Below are 17,574 nucleotides of genomic sequence, written 5' to 3'. Positions count from 1 at the left end.
TTTTTTTTGTTTTAAGATGAAAAAATTATTTTCTTTTCATTACTTTTTCTACAGCTTCAACAATTGCTTGATTGTTCAATTTATATTTTTCCATTAATTGTTCTGGTGTTCCAGATTCTCCAAAACTATCATTTACAGCAACAAACTCTTGTGGAGCTGGGTCGTTTAATGCTAATACTCTAGAGATGCTTTCGCCAAGACCACCAAGAATGTTGTGCTCTTCAGCTGTAACAATACATTTTGTTTTAGCTAATGATTTTAGAATTGCTTCTTCATCTAATGGTTTAATGGTGTGAATATTAATTACTTCAGCAGAAATTCCTTGTACTTCTAATGCTTCAGCTGCAATTAATGCTTCCCAAACTAAATGACCTGTTGCAACAATAGTTACATCTGTTCCTTCTGTTAAAACAATTGCTTTTCCAATTACAAAAGGTTCGTCTGATGGCATGAAATTAGGTACTACAGGACGTCCAAAACGCAAGTAGGCTGGACCATGATGATCTGCAAGTGCAAGCGTTGCTGCTTTGGTTTGATTGTAATCGCAAGTATTGATTACAGTCATTCCTGGTAACATTTTCATTAATCCGATATCTTCAAGAATTTGATGAGTTGCACCATCTTCTCCTAATGTTAATCCTGCGTGTGACGCACAAATTTTCACATTTTTTTCTGAATAGGCTATTGATTGACGAATTTGGTCATAGACTCTTCCTGTAGAAAAGTTAGCGAAAGTTCCAGTAAATGGAATTTTACCTCCAATGGTTAATCCTGCAGCAATTCCAATCATATTTGCTTCTGCAATTCCAATTTGGAAAAAACGCTCTGGATGATTTTTCTTGAAATCATCAAATTTTAATGATCCAATTAAATCGGCACAAAGTGCTACCACATTTTCGTTTTTCTGACCTAATTCTGTCATTCCCGCGCCAAAACCTGAACGCGTATCTTTACTTCCTGTATTTGTATATTTTTTCATTTTTCCTCCCTTAAACCCCACCGTGGCAGGGGATTCCTATTTAGGGTAAATAGGGTTTTATATTTTTAAGTAATTTTTTTTTATTCCTCTCGCCGTAGCAGAAGGCTAAAAGGGGATTCTAATAATCTGAATTGCCTCCAACATTATAGTTTTGAGCTAAAGCAATTTCTAGTTGTGTATCATTGGGTGCTTTACCATGCCAAGCATGAGTATTCATCATAAAATCTACTCCATTACCCATTTCAGTATGCAATAAAATACAAACTGGTTTTCCTTTTCCAGTTCTTGATTTTGCATCGTTCAAACCAGCAATAATAGCCTCTATATCGTTTCCTTTTTTAATTTCTAAAACATCCCAGTCAAAAGCTTCAAATTTAGCTCTGATACTTCCCATGGCTAAAACTTCGTCAGTAGGACCGTCAATTTGTTTTCCGTTTAAATCAATTGTAGCGATTAGATTGTCTACTTTTTTTGCAGAAGCATACATTATTGCTTCCCAGTTTTGACCTTCTTGTAATTCACCATCACCAAGTAGCGTGTAAATGATATGGTTGTCACCATTTAGTTTTTTAGCTTGTGCAGCTCCAATAGAAACTGACAATCCTTGTCCAAGAGAACCAGAAGCCATTCTTATTCCTGGTAAACCGTCATGAGTAGTTGGGTGACCTTGTAATCTTGAATTGATCAAACGAAAAGTGGCTAATTCAGAAACTGGAAAATATCCGCTTCTTGCTAAAACACTGTAAAATACAGGAGATATGTGCCCGTTTGAAAGAAAGAAAAGATCTTCTCCAATACCATCCATTTCAAAACCTTCCTTGCGCTCCATTATATTTTGATATAAGGTTACAAGAAATTCAGTACAGCCTAGTGAACCACCTGGGTGACCTGAGTTGACTGCGTGTACCATTCGAAGAATATCTCTTCGTACTTGGATAGTTAAATCGTTTAATTGTTGTGTGTTCGGTTTCATTTGTGTGTTAAAAATTAGACTTGACAAAGATAATCAGATATTTTGATTTATGGATATTTCCATTTTTAGATTTATGAATAGTTATTAAAGGTTTTGCTTTTTTTGATATTAATATTTTGATAAGGCTCTAGAGTATTTACTATCTTGCCGCTATGTTTGAACAATTATTCAAAAGTATTCAGGAAAAAGTTACGTTGACGCAGGACGAAATGGAGGTTTGTAAAACTTTTTTCATCCCTAAGAAGTTGCGTAAAAAACAAACTTTATTGCAAGAAGGTGATATCTGTATTTACAATGCGTTTGTAGAAAAAGGAATTATGCGCTCCTTTTTTATAGATGAAAAAGGAAACGAACATATTGTTCAGTTTGCTATTGAAGGTTGGTGGATTACAGATTTATCTAGTTTTTTAACGAATACGAATTCTATTTATACTATCGAAGCGCTTGAGGACTGTGAACTGCTTTTATTTACTACCGAAGCAAGAGAAGCGTTAATGGAGAAAATCCCAATGTTTGAAAGATACCAACGTTTGTTGCTGCAAAATGCCTATATCGCTAATCAAGCAAGAATAAACTCGGCATTAACTGAAACTGCCGAAGAAAAATACATTAAATTAGGAATCGCTTATCCTGGAATAATTAAAAGAGTTCCGCAACACATGATTGCTTCTTATCTTGGGTTAAAACCAGAAACATTGAGTCGGGTAAGAAAAAAAATTAGCAATCGATTGTAATTTTCTTGACTTAAATCAATAGAATTTCTTGTGTTAGATCAACGTAAAGTATACTGCAACAGTCCTAAATTTGTACTGTAAATTGCAGTCGATGCCACAAAGAAAAACAGTTGCAGTAATAGGACTTTCAAAAGCTAATATTATTTTATTAGCAACAAAAATTGCGCAGTATCACACCGTACTACTTTTTGATACTGATGCTATTTTGTTAAATGAAGTCTATTTAAAAATGCATTCAGAAAATCCTAACAGTACTATAGAAATAGTAAATTGTCCTATCGATGCGAGTTGGGAAGCAGATGTTATTTTATTTTCGGACTCTTTTTTTTATGAAGAGGAGTTGATCCAAAAAATTAAGAAAGTGACAACTGGTAAAGTCATACTAATTTTATGGTCTCAAAATATGGATTTAGCAGTCGATATGGATCAAGCCAAGATAAGAAATTTATTTCCTTTCTCTAAAGTATTCTCAATTGCGGTAAAATCAGATAATTACGACAATTTCTTTCTAAAGGATAAGGATGATGAAAACATTCAGTCTGTTATGGCTTTTCTTAGCGCTAATTGCTAAAAAAAAACATATAAATCATTAATTTTTAATTAAAAAAAACATGAGCAAATCAATTTTATTTCAACCTTACACGTTAGGGAATATCGTTTTGAATAATCGAATAGTAATGGCGCCAATGACTCGAAGTCGTTCTAATAATGAAGGAAACGTTGCTACCGCACTTACTGCAAAATATTACGAACAAAGAGCAACAGCGGGATTAATTATAACCGAAGGAACTTTTGTAAGCACCAAAGCGGTTGGCTTTATTAATGTACCTGGAATCTATAGCGAAGCACAAACTGAAGGCTGGAAATTAGTTACCAAAGCGGTACATGATAAAGGAGGAAAAATATTTGCTCAACTTTGGCATACCGGAAGGTTATCACATCCAGATTTGCATGATGGCGAATTACCACATGCTCCTTCTGCTATTAATCCATTTGCAAAAGCATATACAAACGATGGTTTTGTAGATACCGTTGTGCCAAAAGAAATGACGATTGAAGATATTAAGCAAACTGTTTTAGATTTTGCAAATGGTGCTAAAAATGCTATGAGTGCAGGTTTTGATGGTGTAGAATTACATGCTGCAAACGGATATTTATTGCATCAGTTTTTTAACGGATATTCTAATCATCGTACAGATAATTATGGTGGTTCGATGGAAAATAAAGCCCGAATTTTATTTGATATTTTAGATGCATTTAAAGGTGTTATCGACTATTCTAAAGTTGGAGTTCGACTCAATCCTAGCTTACACAATGCGCAAGGAATGATGTTGGATAAAGATACTATTCCAACACACGAATATATTGTGAATCGTTTGAACGATTACGGCTTAGCTTACGTTCATTTGACGGAACCATTTACACCTGTAGAAGACGTTCCTTATGCAGTCACTGAAGTCGCAAAACATTTCAGACCTTTTTATAACGGGACCTTAATTATTAATAAAGGTTTTACAAAAGAAACAGGTAGTAAAGTTCTTGAAGAAGGATATGCTGATCTTGTTGCTTATGGAGTTCCGTTCATAGCTAATCCAGACTTAGTCGCTCGTTTTGAAAACGATGCTCCGTTAAGTACACCGGATCAAAATACTTTTTATACGCCGACAGAAAAGGGATATACAGATTATCCTACTATGTAATAATTAATAAAAGTAATATTTATTTTAGAGATAATTATAATTCATAAATAAGCCCGCATTTTGCGGGCTTATTTATAAACCAAATAGGCAATTTAATTATATAATAAAGTAATGTGATTTATTTATCTTCCAATTTTATTATTCAAACTGTTCCATCCGCCACCATTATAAACAGAGGTGTAGCCATTTGATTTCAAGATACTTTTTGCGGAGGCACTTCGCATTCCTGAAGCACAACACGTAATAATAGTTTGGTTTTTATCTTTTAATTTTGCCAAATTATTCTTTAGAGTATCTACAGATATATTTATTGATCCATTTATATGACCTCCAGAATATTCCCCTTTGCTACGAACGTCTAGAATAATAGCACCAGCTTTTATTAATTCATTATAGTTTACACTTGGTCCAAATCCCAATATTTTTTTTATAGCATTAATCATGATATTTTAGCTTATTTGTGATTGATAATAATTAACATCTAACCAAGAGCCACCGTTGTAGCAATCAATTCCTTTTTGAGAAAGAAAGTGTTGTGCTTGCCCGCTTCTATTTCCTGAAGCACAGCAAAGGATTAATGGTGCTTTAAGATTTTCTAATTCTTCCATTCTTTCTTGAATTTCTCCTAAGGGGATATTGATAGAATCTACTACATGACCACCCATAAATTCTTCATGCGTGCGCACATCCACAATAGTGCCTGCTTTTTCTTTAATTAAATTTTCGATTGTCATTATTTTTTCTTTTTGTAAGTTAATTTTATAAAATCCAGCCATTCTATTTTAATACTACAAAAGTAATACATGATAGAGTGATGTTGAGTAACTTTTGTTACATAACAAAAATTATATTTTAGTTTGTTTTAGCTGACTTATATCGCATTAAAAAAATGTTTTATTCATTTATTTTTCAAAGCTTATAAGAGGAGAGTTTTAATAGACTATTTTTTAATGGTATATTCGTAAAAAAAAATATATGCGTTTTTCTATAGCTATCATCATTTTATTTAGCGCTTTTCTTTTAGTAAATTGTAGTTCGAAAAAAAATGCAAATATTTCCTATTTGCAATCTTCAGACGAAAACAATGCAATACCAAAAATGAATATTTTTGTTCCTCGAAAGGCGAACGCAAAGCCACTTCCTGTTTTAATTTTCATACATGGCGGAAATTGGAATAGCGGGAGGAAAGGAACATATGATTTGCTAGGTAGAAACTTTGCTAGTAAAGACATAATTACAGTAATTCCAGATTATACCTTAAGTCCAGCAGCTAGTTATGATGGTATGACCACTCAAATAGCGGAGGTTATAAAATGGGTTCAAAAGAATATTTCAGAATACAATGGAAACCCAAACCAGCTCTATATTACTGGGCATTCTGCCGGTGGTCATCTAGGTGCTTTGGCTGTTATGAATCCAAAATATGGAATAGATTCTAAAAGTATTTCCGGAATTATCCTCAACGATGCAGCAGGATTAGATATGAAAAACTATTTAGAAGGAAATCCTCCAACTACAAAAGACGATTATATCGCTACTTGGACCTCCGATCCTATAAAATGGAAAGATGCTTCTCCTATTTATTTTCTAGACAAAAATTCCCCACCATTTTTAATTTACGTGGGAGATAAAACGTACAATTCTATTAAAATTGCTAATAGTCGTTTTGTAAAAGCTTTAACACTTTTTCAGCCGGATGTTTCACCCATACATCTGAATAAGAAACATGTACCAATGGTTTTGCAATATTTTAACCCTTATTCTGATCGCTTTGATGAAATTATTTCGTTTATAAAACAGCACAATTAATAAAACCTTAAAAACACTTGTTAACCAATGCTTTTAAGGTTTTATAAACTAGAATTTTATATTTTTAATAGCTTAATTTATCTTTTTCTGTTCAAGAGACTATCAATTGCATATTTGCCACTTCCTAACAAAAATAGTGCGCAGTAACCAAATAAGTACATAAATGCTGGTTCTTTTGTTCCTAAATCATCATTGATGTGAACAATAAATACCGCTACAATCATTGTGAAAATTAATGGAATTAATGCTAATCTTGTCCATAATCCAAAAAGGAGTAGTAAAGAGCAAAAAACTTCTGCAAAAACAGTCAAAGTCAATGATGCAGGAATTCCTATTCCTATTGGATCGCCAAATTGCATATCTCCATTCATTAAATTCATCAATTTAGGAATGCCGTGGCTTAACATTAATAAACCTAAAGAAATTCTCAGAAGGAGGGAAGCAAAGTCGGTTGCATTTGTAGACCAAACATTTGGTGAGAGCAGTTTTTTTATCATGACATGAATTTTAGGTTAGTAGATACGCAAACATAAGTTATTTTTACATTGATTATTTTTTTGAAAATTCCTTTTCGACTGTTTTATTCAAAAAAAAAGAAAGAAGGTTGTCAAAAGCACTTAAAATAAGTGTAAAATGATAGTTCAGAATCTTATTTTAAAAGTAAATCCCAATTCTTGATTAAATTTTCTGTTATCTAATTTCCCAATTGTCTAATTAACCTATCTTTGCGCTCCCGAAAGGTCGGGAAAAAAAGAATTTAGGATAAGAGTAGAGAATATACCTAATGAAAATAAGGTATTATTAACTATTTCAATCTAAACATAAGAAATAATAAGAGAGATAGATGAATTTTGATTTATTAAAAAAAGACCCATTATCGAAAGCTAGAGCGGGAACTATTACTACTGATCACGGGGTTATTGAAACGCCAATTTTTATGCCAGTTGGTACTGTTGCTTCTGTTAAAGGAGTGCATCAAAGAGAATTAAAAGAAGATATAAATCCAGATATAATTTTAGGAAATACATACCACTTGTATTTACGTCCTAAAACTGAAATTTTAGAAAAAGCCGGAGGATTGCATAAATTCATGAACTGGGATCGCAATATTTTGACCGATTCTGGTGGTTACCAAGTATATTCTCTATCGGCCAACCGAAAAATTAAGGAAGAAGGAGTGAAGTTTAAATCGCATATTGACGGTTCCTATCACTTTTTTACTCCGGAGAATGTTATGGAAATTCAACGTACTATAGGAGCAGATATTATCATGGCTTTTGATGAATGCACGCCTTACCCTTGTGATTATCGTTATGCGCAACGTTCTATGCACATGACACACCGTTGGTTGGACCGTTGTATCAATCACTTGGATAAAGTTCCTGTGAAATACGGCTACGATCAAGCTTTTTTTCCTATTGTTCAAGGAAGCACTTACAAAGATTTGCGTCGTCAATCAGCAGAATATATAGCTAATAGCAATCAAGTAGGAAACGCTATTGGTGGACTTTCAGTTGGAGAGCCAGCAGAGGAAATGTATGCAATGACCGAAGTCGTTTGTGAAATTTTGCCAGAAGACAAACCTCGTTATTTAATGGGTGTAGGAACTCCAATTAATATTCTTGAAAATATTGCATTGGGTGTTGATATGTTTGACTGTGTGATGCCTACTCGTAACGCTAGAAACGGAATGCTTTTTACGGCAAACGGAACGATCAACATTAAAAACAAAAAATGGGAGGCAGATTTTTCTCCAGTTGATGAAATGGGAATCACTTTCGTGGATACCGAATATACTAAAGCATATTTACGTCACTTGTTTGCTGCTAATGAATATTTAGGAAAACAAATTGCTACCATACATAATTTAGGCTTTTATATGTGGTTGGTTCGCGAAGCGAGAAAACATATCTTAGCAGGTGATTTTAAACCTTGGAAAGAAATGATGGTTAAAAACATGAGTCAAAGGTTGTAAATCTTTAACCTAATGATTTAGGATTAACGAAAAAAAAATAATTATCAAATAGAAATATGCTAACAATAATAGATAAATACATTTTAAAAAGATATTTAGCCACTTTTACAGTGATGTTATTGTTGTTTATCCCTATTGGAATTGTTGTTGACGTATCAGAGAAAATCAATAAAATACTGGAGAACAAAGTTCCAATATTAGATATTGCAATATATTATTACAATTTTACAGTTTATTTTGCTAGTTCACTTTTTCCAATTTTTTTATTTTTATCCGTTATTTGGTTTACTTCAAAATTAGCAAATGACACAGAGATTATAGCCATCTTAAGTTCGGGGATTTCTTTTACCCGATTTTTAAGACCTTATATAATGGGGGCTTCGATAGTTTCTGTTTTTGTTTTATTGATGGGATTTTTTGTCGTTCCTGCCGCTAGTGAGGGATTTAATAATTTTAGATATACGTATTTAAGAGGTGGTGGAAAGGAATCCATGCGGGGAGATAATACCGATATATACCGACAAATAAGCAACGACGAATTTATCTATGTGAATAGTTTTAATACAGATTCTAAAACGGCTTTTAACTTCTCATTAGAAAAATTTAAAAACGAAAAATTAGTTCATAAAATAACTGCAAGCAGAATACAATGGAATCCTAAAGAGAAAAATTACACGATGTATGATTATTCAAAAAGGACCGTTGGAGAATTGAATGACGTAATTGAAAAATTACCGGAGAAAAAAGCTAATTTCAGTTTTGATTTAGAAGATTTAACACCAGTAGTTTATATAGCAGAAACTTTAAGTTTAGGCAAATTGAATGCTTTTATCAAGAAAGAAAGAGAACGAGGTTCTTCAAATATCAACGTCTATTTAGTTGTTTTGTATAAAAAATACAGTGTTCCAGTATCTGCATTTATCCTTACAATTATAGCAGTTGCAGTATCCTCAATGAAAAGAAGAGGAGGTATGGGAACCAATTTAGCAATAGGAATAGCTTTAGCTTTTGCCTTTGTTTTCTTTGATAAGATTTTTGGAGTACTGGCTGAAAAGTCTAGTATTCCGCCACTTTTAGCAGTTTGGTTGCCCAATATTGCCTTTGGAATATTAGCCCTTTATTTATTACGAAATGCAAAACGATAATTTAAAAAGTTATTTAAATCTCCATCTAATTGTTTTTATTTGGGGTTTTACCGCAATATTAGGTGCATTAATCACCATTACAGCAGATGCTTTAGTATGGTATCGTATGATTTTTGCAGCTGTATTTCTAGGATTTTTTCTTGTTTATAAAAAAAAATCATTTAAAATTCCACTAAAATCATTCCTTAAATTAATTTTTGTAGGCTTGCTAATTGCACTGCATTGGATCTTTTTTTTCAAAGCTATTCATGTATCTAATGTTTCTATAACACTTTCTGTTTTTTCATTAGGTGCTTTTTTTGCATCCATATTAGAACCTCTTTTTTATGGAAGAAAAGTGTTGTGGTATGAAGTTTTCTTTGGATTGATAATTATTGCTGGTTTGGCATTAATTATGAAAGTAGAAATAAATTATTTAGCAGGTATGTTATATGCATTGGCTGCAATAATATTAGGAGTTTTATTCACTTTGATGAACGGAAAATTAATAGCAGATCACGAACCCTCGGTAATTTCTTTTTATGAATTTTTGGCAGGTGCTTTTTTTATCTCTATTTACTTTTTGTTCCAACAAAAATTCAGTTTAGATTTCTTTATTCTGACCACAAATAATTGGATTTTAATTTTGATTTTAGCCTCCATTTGTACAGCCTATGCTTTTACTGCATCTGTCAAAGTAATGCAAAAATTAACGCCGTACACCGTTATGCTAACAACTAATTTAGAGCCAGTTTACGGAATCATTTTAGCTTATTTTATTCTTGGCGGAAAAGAAAAAATGAGTTTTGAGTTTTACATCGGTGCCTTAATAATTGTACTAACTGTAATATTAAACGGGGTGATTAAACAGTATCAAAAGAAAAAATTAAAGTAAGATATCACAACTTTAAACTATTGATTTTTTACACATAAATAGACAAATAGCCATTTTGAACGATTTAAAATTTTATATTTGCCAATCCAAATAAAACAAAAACGCAAAAATCCTATGGAATATTTAGATTTTGAGCTTCCTATAAAAGAATTAGAAGAGCAGTTAGATAAATGTCTAGTTATTGGACAAGAATCAGATGTTGATGTAACGAATACTTGCAAACAAATCAACAAAAAACTAGAAGAGACTAAAAGAAGTATATATAAAAACTTGACTGCTTGGCAACGTGTTCAACTTTCAAGGCATCCTAGTCGTCCTTACACAATGGATCATGTACGCGCTTTATGTGGCGATACTTTTTTAGAACTTTTTGGAGACAGAGGTTTTAAGGATGATAAAGCCATGATTGGTGGTTTAGGAAAAATTGATGGACAATCATTTATGATTGTTGGACAACAAAAAGGATTCAATACTAAAACGCGTCAGTTTCGTAACTTTGGGATGGCAAATCCAGAAGGATATAGAAAAGCATTGCGATTGATGAAAATGGCGGAAAAATTTGGAATTCCGGTCCTAACTTTGATAGATACTCCAGGTGCGTATCCAGGATTAGAAGCGGAAGAAAGAGGACAAGGGGAAGCTATTGCTAGAAATATTTTCGAAATGGTTCGCTTAAAAGTGCCTATTATCACTGTTATAGTGGGTGAAGGAGCTTCTGGTGGAGCTTTAGGGATCGGTGTAGGAGATAAGGTTTACATGATGGAAAACACTTGGTATTCTGTTATTTCTCCAGAATCATGTTCTTCTATTCTATGGAAAAGTTGGGAATATAAAGAACAAGCTGCGGAAGCTTTGAAATTAACTTCTGCTGATATGAAAAGACAAAAATTAGTAGATGATATTATTCCTGAGCCATTAGGTGGTGCTCATTACGATAGAGAGACTGCTTTTAAAACGGTAGAGCAATATATCATGAAAGGATATAATGAACTGAAAGACTTATCAACAGAGAAACTGATTGAGAAGCGAATGGAAAAATACTGCGAAATGGGTGTTTACAGGGAGTAAAATAATTTAGTAGCATATATAATCCGTCTCGTTTACTAATGAGGCGGATTTTTTTTGGGTTATAAACAAAAAATAGTTAGTTATGAACATGTATTTGTAACAACTCAAACGTTATCTTTTTTTAATTTTTGTTACTTTCGCTTTATGGAAAACTTTAGAAATATTAGTCCTGTCAAGGTTGATAAAACTACTATAATTAGTCTTGAAAAAGGCAAATTACAGCCGCAAGTTCTTGATTTAGAAGAAGCTGTGTTGGGTGCGATGATGATTGATAAAAAAGGGGTTGATGATGTAATAGACATTTTGCAACCTGATGCTTTTTACAAGGAAGCGCACAAGCATATTTTTGAGGCTATTGTTCAGCTCTTTACAGAAACACAGCCTATTGACTTATTAACCGTTTCTGCACAACTTAAAAAAAATGCTAAATTAGAATTAGCAGGAGGCGATTTTTATCTAATTCAGTTAACTCAAAAGATATCTTCATCGGCACACATCGAATTTCACTCTAGAATTATACTTCAAAAATTCATTCAACGAAGTTTGATTCGAATTTCAACTGAAATTATCGAAGATTCTTATGACGAAACAACCGATGTTTTTGATTTATTAGACCGTGCAGAATCAAAATTATATGAAGTTACTCAAGGAAATATAAAAAGAAGTTCTGAGACTGCTCAGAGTTTAGTCTTACAGGCCAAAAAACGTATTGAAGAAATTGCTGGCCAAGAAGGATTAAGTGGTGTAGCTACTGGTTTTGATAAATTAGACAAGATTACTTCGGGTTGGCAGCCAAGTGATTTAATTATTATTGCAGCGAGACCTGCAATGGGAAAAACAGCTTTTGTATTATCTATGGCTAGAAATATGGCTATAGATTTCGGAATGCCTGTTGCCTTATTCTCTTTAGAGATGGCTTCAGTACAATTGATTACTCGTTTAATTTCATCCGAAACAGGTTTGTCATCCGAGAAATTGCGTACAGGAAAATTAGAGAAACATGAATGGGAACAATTAAGTACCAAAGTAAAGAATTTAGAAAAAGCACCTCTTTTTATTGATGACACACCGTCGCTTTCGATTTTCGATTTAAGAGCAAAAGCCAGACGTTTAGTTTCGCAACATGGAATCCGTATTATTATTGTTGATTATTTGCAATTGATGACTGCTGGAGGAAACGGAAAAGGTGGAGGAAATAGAGAGCAAGAGATTTCTACCATTTCCAGAAACTTAAAAGCATTAGCAAAGGAGTTAAATGTTCCTGTAATTGCACTTTCGCAATTGTCTCGTGCTGTAGAAACCCGTGGATCAAGTAAAAGACCTTTGCTGTCTGATTTACGTGAATCTGGAGCGATTGAGCAAGATGCTGATATTGTATCGTTTTTATACCGTCCAGAATATTATAAAATTGACGAATGGGATGATGATGAAGCATCACCTACTGCTGGACAAGCCGAAATAATGATAGCAAAACACCGTAATGGTAGTATAGAAAATGTTCGATTAAAGTTTATTGGACACCTTGGTAAATTTGACAATTTAGAAGATCATAGCGGTGGTTATGATGATTTGCCTTCGAGTATGAACCAAGATGACAATCCTTTTATTACAAAAAATTTACCGTCAGCTAATGAGGCATTTGGTAGTAATTTTAATGATTTGGATGACGACAGTGACGTTCCGTTTTAACCGCTAAACCTATTAAAAAAACCGCCTCTTAGATTTAAGGGGCGGTTTTTTTATTTATGTAGTCCCGTAAATTCGTTTATCTTTGAAATAAAAATATAGCAATGTCTTTCACAAAGTCACTATGGGTTTTTATACTTTTTCTTTCCTTTTCGGTTAGAGGTTCCTTTATTCTGGTACCAATGGATGAGACTACGCAACAAAATCATTTAAAAGCGTATGGAATTACATTTTGGTGTCTCGACAAGAACTACAAAGCGAGTTGGTTACTCAATTATAGAGGCGGTTCTTTCTTACTACCGGATGCGCCAGAAATTCGAAAAGAATGCCAAATTAGAGGAGTAAGTTTTGAAATTATTTCTGATGCAGAACAAGTAAGTATTTTAAACCAAATAGCGAGTCCTTCTCAAAATATGGAATCTGTTCTTTTAGAAAAAGCACCCAAGATTGCTGTTTATACACCTAAGGGAAAGAAACCTTGGGATGATGCCGTTACTCTTGTATTAACTTATGCCGAAATTCCTTTTACAGCTATATATGATGAAGAAGTTTTAAGTGATCAACTTTTACTTTACGATTGGTTGCATTTGCATCATGAAGATTTTACAGGACAGTACGGGAAGTTTTATGGGGCTTACAAAAATGTACCTTGGTATATTGATCAAAAGAAAGAATCTGAAGCACTTGCTATTAAATTAGGCTATCCTAAAGTGTCGCAAGAAAAAGGAGCTGTTGCCAAAAAAATTAGAGATTTTGTCATTGGTGGCGGATTCATGTTTGCCATGTGCTCCGCAACAGATAGTTTTGATATCGCCTTGGCAGCAGATGGTCTTGATATTTGTGAGGCTATGTTTGATGGTGATGCAAGCGAAGGCAATTATCAATCGAAGATAAATTATAATAATTCTTTCGCTTTCAAAGATTTTACTTTAGAAAGAAGACCTGAAATATATGAATTTTCAGATATAGATATGACTACAAAAAGAAAAATTCCGATGGAGAAAGATTATTTTACACTCATGGAATTTTCTGCAAAATGGGATCCTATTCCTAGTATGCTTTGTCAGAATCATACCCAACTTGTTAAAGGTTTTATGGGACAAACAACTGCTTTTGATTCGGAACTTATAAAATCAAATGTCTTGGTGATGGGAAGTTGCGAATTAAATGGTGAAGCTCGCTACATTCACGGTCAAAAAGGGAAAGGAATGTTTACTTTTTACGGCGGACATGATCCTGAAGATTTTCAACATCAAGTGGGTGATCCGCCTACTGTACTAGATTTACATGCTAATTCACCTGGTTACCGCTTAATTCTTAATAATGTATTGTTCCCAGCAGCAAGAAAGAAAAAAATGAAAACTTAGTTTTTTTTACTATTCATTGGAGTATATGATTCCTTTTTAGTAAAATAATTTATACTGACTTTTTAAGATTCTCAATTCTATTTTTAAATAGAGTTTTAATTTAATAAAAATTCAAACCAAATAGGAATATGATCCGATATTTTTCGGGATTCATTAAGCGAGTTGAAGTTTTTGTAAAAATGAATTACTCCAGAATTAAGGTGCTTAATTTGGGCAACATTAAAATACATATTATCAAATTCTGAAGCCAAACAAATATCACTTTTACATTCTTTTTTCAACGAAGTTTTTTGGCCTACTAAAATAGATTTGTATCCCATTTTTTTCAAAGGATTGAAAACAGTATGGGATTGAGGACAATTAAAATCACCCACAAAAATTAAGTTCAATTCAGGATATTCATTAGGTAGAAATTTAAAATATTTAATTTCGGTTTCTGGTTGTCTGTTTTTTGTAATGGCATGAAAGTTAACTACTGTAAATTGTTTATTTTGATATTGAAATGTGCAGTAGTAAGGTTCTCGATCAATCTCTAAATGGTATTTTTGTTCCAGCCATGCTTTGCCAATTTTCTTTACAGTATTTGTTTTCCATATAAAAGCATATCGTTCTGTTTTATAAGCGCTACTACTAGTTGGATCACTAATAGTATAATCCCATTTTACTCCTGTTCCATTCAGTCTTTCTACTAGTTTTGCAACTGCTTGTGCGCCGCCAACTCCAGCGACTACTTCTTGAATGGCTATGATATCGTAGTTCTTGATTGTTTTAGCAATGAATGTTATCGTAGAATCTGATTTAGATTTGCCAAGGTTTTCAATGTTCCAAGAAAGAAGTTTGACTTGGGGGAAAGCAAAGGAGAAAATAAAGAAAAAAAGTATTGAAAAGAGTAATTTCATATCCTTTGTTGGGATTTTAATAGCAACCAAATAACGTTTATTATTTCATATATAAAAAATATTTTATTAAGTTTTAGTATGAAATATTAATAAAGAAAAAGTGTATTTTGAAATGAAAATGCCTTATTTTATTATCTTTTTTATAAGAGTGCTTTCTTGATAAGTTTTATAGATTTTGAATTTATTTTAATTCACATACCGTATTGTAACCTTACATTATCAATTGCTTTGAAATAAGGATTGTGATTGCTTGTGGTTATTATTATTATTATTATTATTATAAAAATTTTTCAAATAAATTCAGTTTTGAATTGTAATACAAGGTTAATTAAAAATCTATGTATTTAGGACGATAAATAAATGTTTTTAAACTAAATTCCAACCTTTCCGATTGGGATTTTAGAATAAATTAATCAAGAGGCATTGTTGTTGGAATTGCTATGCGATTCCAAGCATTAATTGTTGTAATCATCATGATTATTTCTGCAATGTATCTTTCATCAAAAAGTGATTTTGCTTGTTCATAAGTTGCTTTAGATAGCTTATTTTGAATCAAAGTCACCTCTTCAGTCATTGCAAGAATTGCTTGTTCTTCAGCTGTGTATAGATCAGTCTCCCTCCAAGCGTTCAATAGATAAATTCTTTGTTCAGTTTCTCCTTTTTTTCTAGCCTCTTTAGTATGCATATTAATACAATAAGCACAGCCGTTAATTTGAGAAGCTCTGATTTTAATGAGTTCTTTATGAGTAGAACTTAAGGACGTAGAAGCAATATATTTTTCTAATCCCATCATTGCTTTATAAGCTTCTGGTTGCGTTTGTAAAATGTTTACTCTTGTTTGCATCATGACTGTGTTTTTAAATTCATTACAAAGTTGCGGTAATATGTTTTCGAAAAACTTGAAGTACTTCAAGAAAAGTAAATCAAACTTTTCCGGAGCGAATTTTGCTCATAAATTCTGCAGAAAAATCCAAATAGGAAGCGATCATATATTGAGGAACCCGTTGAATAAATTCAGGAAAATAGTCATTCATGTGATGAAATCGCTCTTCGGCTGACATCGTAAAAAGATATTTAATACGAACTTGTGCTGCACCAAAAGATTTTTGAAGTACTAATCTAAAGTATTTTTCTAATTTAGGCAATCGTTCTAATAAAGCTTCAAATGAATTTCTCTCTATAGAAAGTATTTCTATGTTCTCAATGGCTTGAATGTTAAAAGAGGAAGGCGTTAGGTATTGAAAACTTAAATAGTCTGTTATCCACCAATTTTCAATTCCAAATTGAGTAGTTTGTTCAGTTCCTTTTGTAGTATTAATGTAAAAGCGAACACACCCATTTACAATGAAATATTGTTTATTACAGATTTGATTTTCTTGTAATAAGAGTTGTTTCTTTTTAAATTTTTCGATTTTAAAATAAGACAACACAATTTCGGCCTCTTCATTATTTAAAGGAATAAACTTTTGGATGTGGGAAATTAAACTATTCGTGAAAACAAATATAATCTTTGTAAAGCAAAAAAAAACTCATTCGCCGTAACGAATGAGTTTTTTATATAAGTAAGTAATCTAAATTATGTTGATAAAACGTTTATTTTACTTTATTAAGTATTGCTTTGAAAGCTTCTGGGTGATTCATAGCTAAATCTGCAAGAACTTTACGGTTCAATTCGATGTTATGCTTTTTCACTTTACCCATGAATTGAGAATAAGACATTCCTTCCAATCTAGCTCCAGCGTTGATACGTTGAATCCATAAAGCACGGAAATTTCTTTTATTCACTTTTCTGTCACGGTAAGCGTAGCACATTGCTTTCTCTACCGCGTTCTTAGCAACTGTCCAAACGTTTTTACGTCTACCAAAGAAACCTTTGGCTTGCTTCATTATTTTTTTTCTTCTTGCTCTTTTAGCAACTGAATTTACCGATCTTGGCATAATTTTATTGTTTTTTTGTAGCAGGCGGCCTGAATTTAATCAAAAGCACTTAATGGCCATACTCCAAGGTTATTTTAAATTGTTTTAACCTAAAGAAATCTTTAGTCAAATGTCAAAAGTCAAATGTCGAAAGTAATTAACTTTGGACTTTAAGACTTTCTAACTTTAGACTTATTAGATAATTCTTAATTGTTGTTTAATACTTTTCATATCTGTTTTGTGAACTAGCGCAGAGTGAGTCAATGCTAATTTACGTTTTTTAGATTTTTTAGTCAAGATGTGACTTTTAAAAGCATGCTTTCTTTTAATCTTTCCAGAACCAGTAACTTTAAAACGTTTCTTGGCGCTAGATTTGGTTTTCATTTTAGGCATTTTTTCCTAGTGTTTTAATTTATTCTTACTTACTTATCTTTCCCCTCCCCAGCCC

20 protein-coding genes are annotated in these 17,574 nt (G+C 32.6%); 10 read left to right on the top strand and 10 right to left on the bottom strand.

Annotated features, from left to right (window positions below):
- Window positions 1-25: 25 nt before the first annotated feature.
- Window positions 26-979 (bottom strand): transketolase family protein, encoded by a 954-nt coding sequence (locus MW871_RS04510; RefSeq protein WP_188051200.1) that lies wholly within the window; start codon window positions 977-979, stop codon window positions 26-28.
- A 118-nt stretch (window positions 980-1,097) separates the two neighbouring features.
- Window positions 1,098-1,952 (bottom strand): transketolase, encoded by an 855-nt coding sequence (locus MW871_RS04505; RefSeq protein ID WP_210645800.1) that lies wholly within the window; start codon window positions 1,950-1,952, stop codon window positions 1,098-1,100.
- A 152-nt stretch (window positions 1,953-2,104) separates the two neighbouring features.
- On the opposite strand from MW871_RS04505, the gene MW871_RS04500 reads away from it, so the two are divergent.
- The 3 genes from MW871_RS04500 to MW871_RS04490 all read left to right on the top strand — a co-directional run bounded on the left by MW871_RS04500 (window position 2,105) and on the right by MW871_RS04490 (window position 4,386).
- Complete coding sequence (locus tag MW871_RS04500; RefSeq protein ID WP_248427709.1) at window positions 2,105-2,686, top strand: Crp/Fnr family transcriptional regulator; 582 nt, start codon at window positions 2,105-2,107, stop codon at window positions 2,684-2,686.
- A gap of 91 nt (window positions 2,687-2,777) precedes the next feature.
- Entirely contained in the window at window positions 2,778-3,257 is a 480-nt protein-coding gene (locus tag MW871_RS04495) for a hypothetical protein (RefSeq protein ID WP_248427707.1), read from the top strand.
- Window positions 3,258-3,297: 40 nt separating this feature from the next.
- A complete protein-coding gene (locus MW871_RS04490; protein ID WP_248427706.1) occupies window positions 3,298-4,386 on the top strand; it encodes an alkene reductase in 1,089 nt (362 codons plus the stop codon).
- A gap of 122 nt (window positions 4,387-4,508) precedes the next feature.
- On the opposite strand, the gene MW871_RS04485 is transcribed toward MW871_RS04490, so the two are convergent.
- Both MW871_RS04485 and MW871_RS04480 read right to left on the bottom strand, forming a co-directional pair.
- Window positions 4,509-4,829, bottom strand: coding sequence for a rhodanese-like domain-containing protein (locus MW871_RS04485; protein WP_248427704.1), 321 nt, complete (start codon window positions 4,827-4,829; stop codon window positions 4,509-4,511).
- A gap of 6 nt (window positions 4,830-4,835) precedes the next feature.
- Window positions 4,836-5,162 (bottom strand): rhodanese-like domain-containing protein, encoded by a 327-nt coding sequence (locus tag MW871_RS04480; RefSeq protein ID WP_248427703.1) that lies wholly within the window; start codon window positions 5,160-5,162, stop codon window positions 4,836-4,838.
- 199 nt (window positions 5,163-5,361) lie between these two features.
- Between MW871_RS04480 and MW871_RS04475 the strand changes: the two genes are divergently transcribed.
- On the top strand, window positions 5,362-6,195 hold the full coding sequence (locus tag MW871_RS04475; protein WP_248427702.1) for an alpha/beta hydrolase: 834 nt from the start codon (window positions 5,362-5,364) through the stop codon (window positions 6,193-6,195).
- Window positions 6,196-6,272: 77 nt separating this feature from the next.
- Here the strand turns inward: MW871_RS04475 and MW871_RS04470 are convergent, their stop codons facing one another.
- Complete coding sequence (locus MW871_RS04470; RefSeq protein ID WP_210645807.1) at window positions 6,273-6,692, bottom strand: DoxX family protein; 420 nt, start codon at window positions 6,690-6,692, stop codon at window positions 6,273-6,275.
- Between the two features lie 347 nt (window positions 6,693-7,039).
- On the opposite strand from MW871_RS04470, the gene tgt reads away from it, so the two are divergent.
- The 6 genes from tgt to MW871_RS04440 all read left to right on the top strand — a co-directional run bounded on the left by tgt (window position 7,040) and on the right by MW871_RS04440 (window position 14,310).
- Window positions 7,040-8,170, top strand: a complete 1,131-nt coding sequence (tgt, locus tag MW871_RS04465; protein WP_188051208.1) for a tRNA guanosine(34) transglycosylase Tgt — start codon at window positions 7,040-7,042, stop codon at window positions 8,168-8,170.
- Window positions 8,171-8,226: 56 nt separating this feature from the next.
- Window positions 8,227-9,315, top strand: a complete 1,089-nt coding sequence (locus MW871_RS04460; protein ID WP_210645808.1) for an LptF/LptG family permease — start codon at window positions 8,227-8,229, stop codon at window positions 9,313-9,315.
- Window positions 9,302-10,189, top strand: a complete 888-nt coding sequence (locus MW871_RS04455) for a DMT family transporter (protein WP_188051210.1) — start codon at window positions 9,302-9,304, stop codon at window positions 10,187-10,189. The genes MW871_RS04460 and MW871_RS04455 overlap by 14 nt, the downstream gene beginning before the upstream one ends.
- A gap of 114 nt (window positions 10,190-10,303) precedes the next feature.
- On the top strand, window positions 10,304-11,257 hold the full coding sequence (locus tag MW871_RS04450) for an acetyl-CoA carboxylase carboxyltransferase subunit alpha (RefSeq protein ID WP_210645869.1): 954 nt from the start codon (window positions 10,304-10,306) through the stop codon (window positions 11,255-11,257).
- A 144-nt stretch (window positions 11,258-11,401) separates the two neighbouring features.
- Window positions 11,402-12,946 carry a replicative DNA helicase gene (gene dnaB / locus MW871_RS04445; RefSeq protein ID WP_188051211.1) on the top strand — a complete coding sequence of 515 codons (1,545 nt, stop codon included), beginning with the start codon at window positions 11,402-11,404 and terminating at the stop codon, window positions 12,944-12,946.
- A 101-nt stretch (window positions 12,947-13,047) separates the two neighbouring features.
- Window positions 13,048-14,310 (top strand): asparagine synthetase B, encoded by a 1,263-nt coding sequence (locus tag MW871_RS04440; RefSeq protein ID WP_210645810.1) that lies wholly within the window; start codon window positions 13,048-13,050, stop codon window positions 14,308-14,310.
- Window positions 14,311-14,405: 95 nt separating this feature from the next.
- Here MW871_RS04440 and MW871_RS04435 read toward each other — a convergent pair whose 3' ends face one another.
- From MW871_RS04435 to rpmI, 5 genes are all read right to left on the bottom strand, one after another.
- Entirely contained in the window at window positions 14,406-15,209 is an 804-nt protein-coding gene (locus MW871_RS04435) for an endonuclease/exonuclease/phosphatase family protein (RefSeq protein WP_248427701.1), read from the bottom strand.
- A gap of 409 nt (window positions 15,210-15,618) precedes the next feature.
- Window positions 15,619-16,053: a carboxymuconolactone decarboxylase family protein gene (locus MW871_RS04430; protein ID WP_248428026.1), complete on the bottom strand. Its 435-nt coding sequence runs from the start codon at window positions 16,051-16,053 to the stop codon at window positions 15,619-15,621.
- Between the two features lie 79 nt (window positions 16,054-16,132).
- Window positions 16,133-16,639: a Crp/Fnr family transcriptional regulator gene (locus tag MW871_RS04425; RefSeq protein ID WP_248427700.1), complete on the bottom strand. Its 507-nt coding sequence runs from the start codon at window positions 16,637-16,639 to the stop codon at window positions 16,133-16,135.
- Between the two features lie 163 nt (window positions 16,640-16,802).
- Window positions 16,803-17,147 (bottom strand): 50S ribosomal protein L20, encoded by a 345-nt coding sequence (rplT, locus tag MW871_RS04420; RefSeq protein WP_121365987.1) that lies wholly within the window; start codon window positions 17,145-17,147, stop codon window positions 16,803-16,805.
- Window positions 17,148-17,321: 174 nt separating this feature from the next.
- Window positions 17,322-17,519 carry a 50S ribosomal protein L35 gene (gene rpmI, locus MW871_RS04415; protein WP_022827375.1) on the bottom strand — a complete coding sequence of 66 codons (198 nt, stop codon included), beginning with the start codon at window positions 17,517-17,519 and terminating at the stop codon, window positions 17,322-17,324.
- Window positions 17,520-17,574: the final 55 nt, after the last annotated feature.

The organism is Flavobacterium pygoscelis, from assembly GCF_023162025.1.
In the GTDB taxonomy this organism is placed as follows: Bacteria; Bacteroidota; Bacteroidia; order Flavobacteriales; family Flavobacteriaceae; genus Flavobacterium; species Flavobacterium pygoscelis.
Note: the sequence above shows the minus strand (reverse complement) of the source record. Positions and strands in the feature narration are given on the sequence as shown.

Excerpts from the sequence above, each read along its gene's own strand:
- MW871_RS04510 (WP_188051200.1), bottom strand. The coding sequence starts at position 979 with ATGAAAAAATATACAAATACAGGAAGTAAAGATACGCGTTCAGGTTTT.
- MW871_RS04505 (WP_210645800.1), bottom strand. The coding sequence starts at position 1,952 with ATGAAACCGAACACACAACAATTAAACGATTTAACTATCCAAGTACGA.
- MW871_RS04500 (WP_248427709.1), top strand. The coding sequence starts at position 2,105 with ATGTTTGAACAATTATTCAAAAGTATTCAGGAAAAAGTTACGTTGACG.
- MW871_RS04495 (WP_248427707.1), top strand. The coding sequence starts at position 2,778 with ATGCCACAAAGAAAAACAGTTGCAGTAATAGGACTTTCAAAAGCTAAT.
- MW871_RS04490 (WP_248427706.1), top strand. The coding sequence starts at position 3,298 with ATGAGCAAATCAATTTTATTTCAACCTTACACGTTAGGGAATATCGTT.
- MW871_RS04485 (WP_248427704.1), bottom strand. The coding sequence starts at position 4,829 with ATGATTAATGCTATAAAAAAAATATTGGGATTTGGACCAAGTGTAAAC.
- MW871_RS04480 (WP_248427703.1), bottom strand. The coding sequence starts at position 5,162 with ATGGCTGGATTTTATAAAATTAACTTACAAAAAGAAAAAATAATGACA.
- MW871_RS04475 (WP_248427702.1), top strand. The coding sequence starts at position 5,362 with ATGCGTTTTTCTATAGCTATCATCATTTTATTTAGCGCTTTTCTTTTA.
- MW871_RS04470 (WP_210645807.1), bottom strand. The coding sequence starts at position 6,692 with ATGATAAAAAAACTGCTCTCACCAAATGTTTGGTCTACAAATGCAACC.
- tgt (WP_188051208.1), top strand. The coding sequence starts at position 7,040 with ATGAATTTTGATTTATTAAAAAAAGACCCATTATCGAAAGCTAGAGCG.
- MW871_RS04460 (WP_210645808.1), top strand. The coding sequence starts at position 8,227 with ATGCTAACAATAATAGATAAATACATTTTAAAAAGATATTTAGCCACT.
- MW871_RS04455 (WP_188051210.1), top strand. The coding sequence starts at position 9,302 with ATGCAAAACGATAATTTAAAAAGTTATTTAAATCTCCATCTAATTGTT.
- MW871_RS04450 (WP_210645869.1), top strand. The coding sequence starts at position 10,304 with ATGGAATATTTAGATTTTGAGCTTCCTATAAAAGAATTAGAAGAGCAG.
- dnaB (WP_188051211.1), top strand. The coding sequence starts at position 11,402 with ATGGAAAACTTTAGAAATATTAGTCCTGTCAAGGTTGATAAAACTACT.
- MW871_RS04440 (WP_210645810.1), top strand. The coding sequence starts at position 13,048 with ATGTCTTTCACAAAGTCACTATGGGTTTTTATACTTTTTCTTTCCTTT.
- MW871_RS04435 (WP_248427701.1), bottom strand. The coding sequence starts at position 15,209 with ATGAAATTACTCTTTTCAATACTTTTTTTCTTTATTTTCTCCTTTGCT.
- MW871_RS04430 (WP_248428026.1), bottom strand. The coding sequence starts at position 16,053 with ATGCAAACAAGAGTAAACATTTTACAAACGCAACCAGAAGCTTATAAA.
- rplT (WP_121365987.1), bottom strand. The coding sequence starts at position 17,147 with ATGCCAAGATCGGTAAATTCAGTTGCTAAAAGAGCAAGAAGAAAAAAA.
- rpmI (WP_022827375.1), bottom strand. The coding sequence starts at position 17,519 with ATGCCTAAAATGAAAACCAAATCTAGCGCCAAGAAACGTTTTAAAGTT.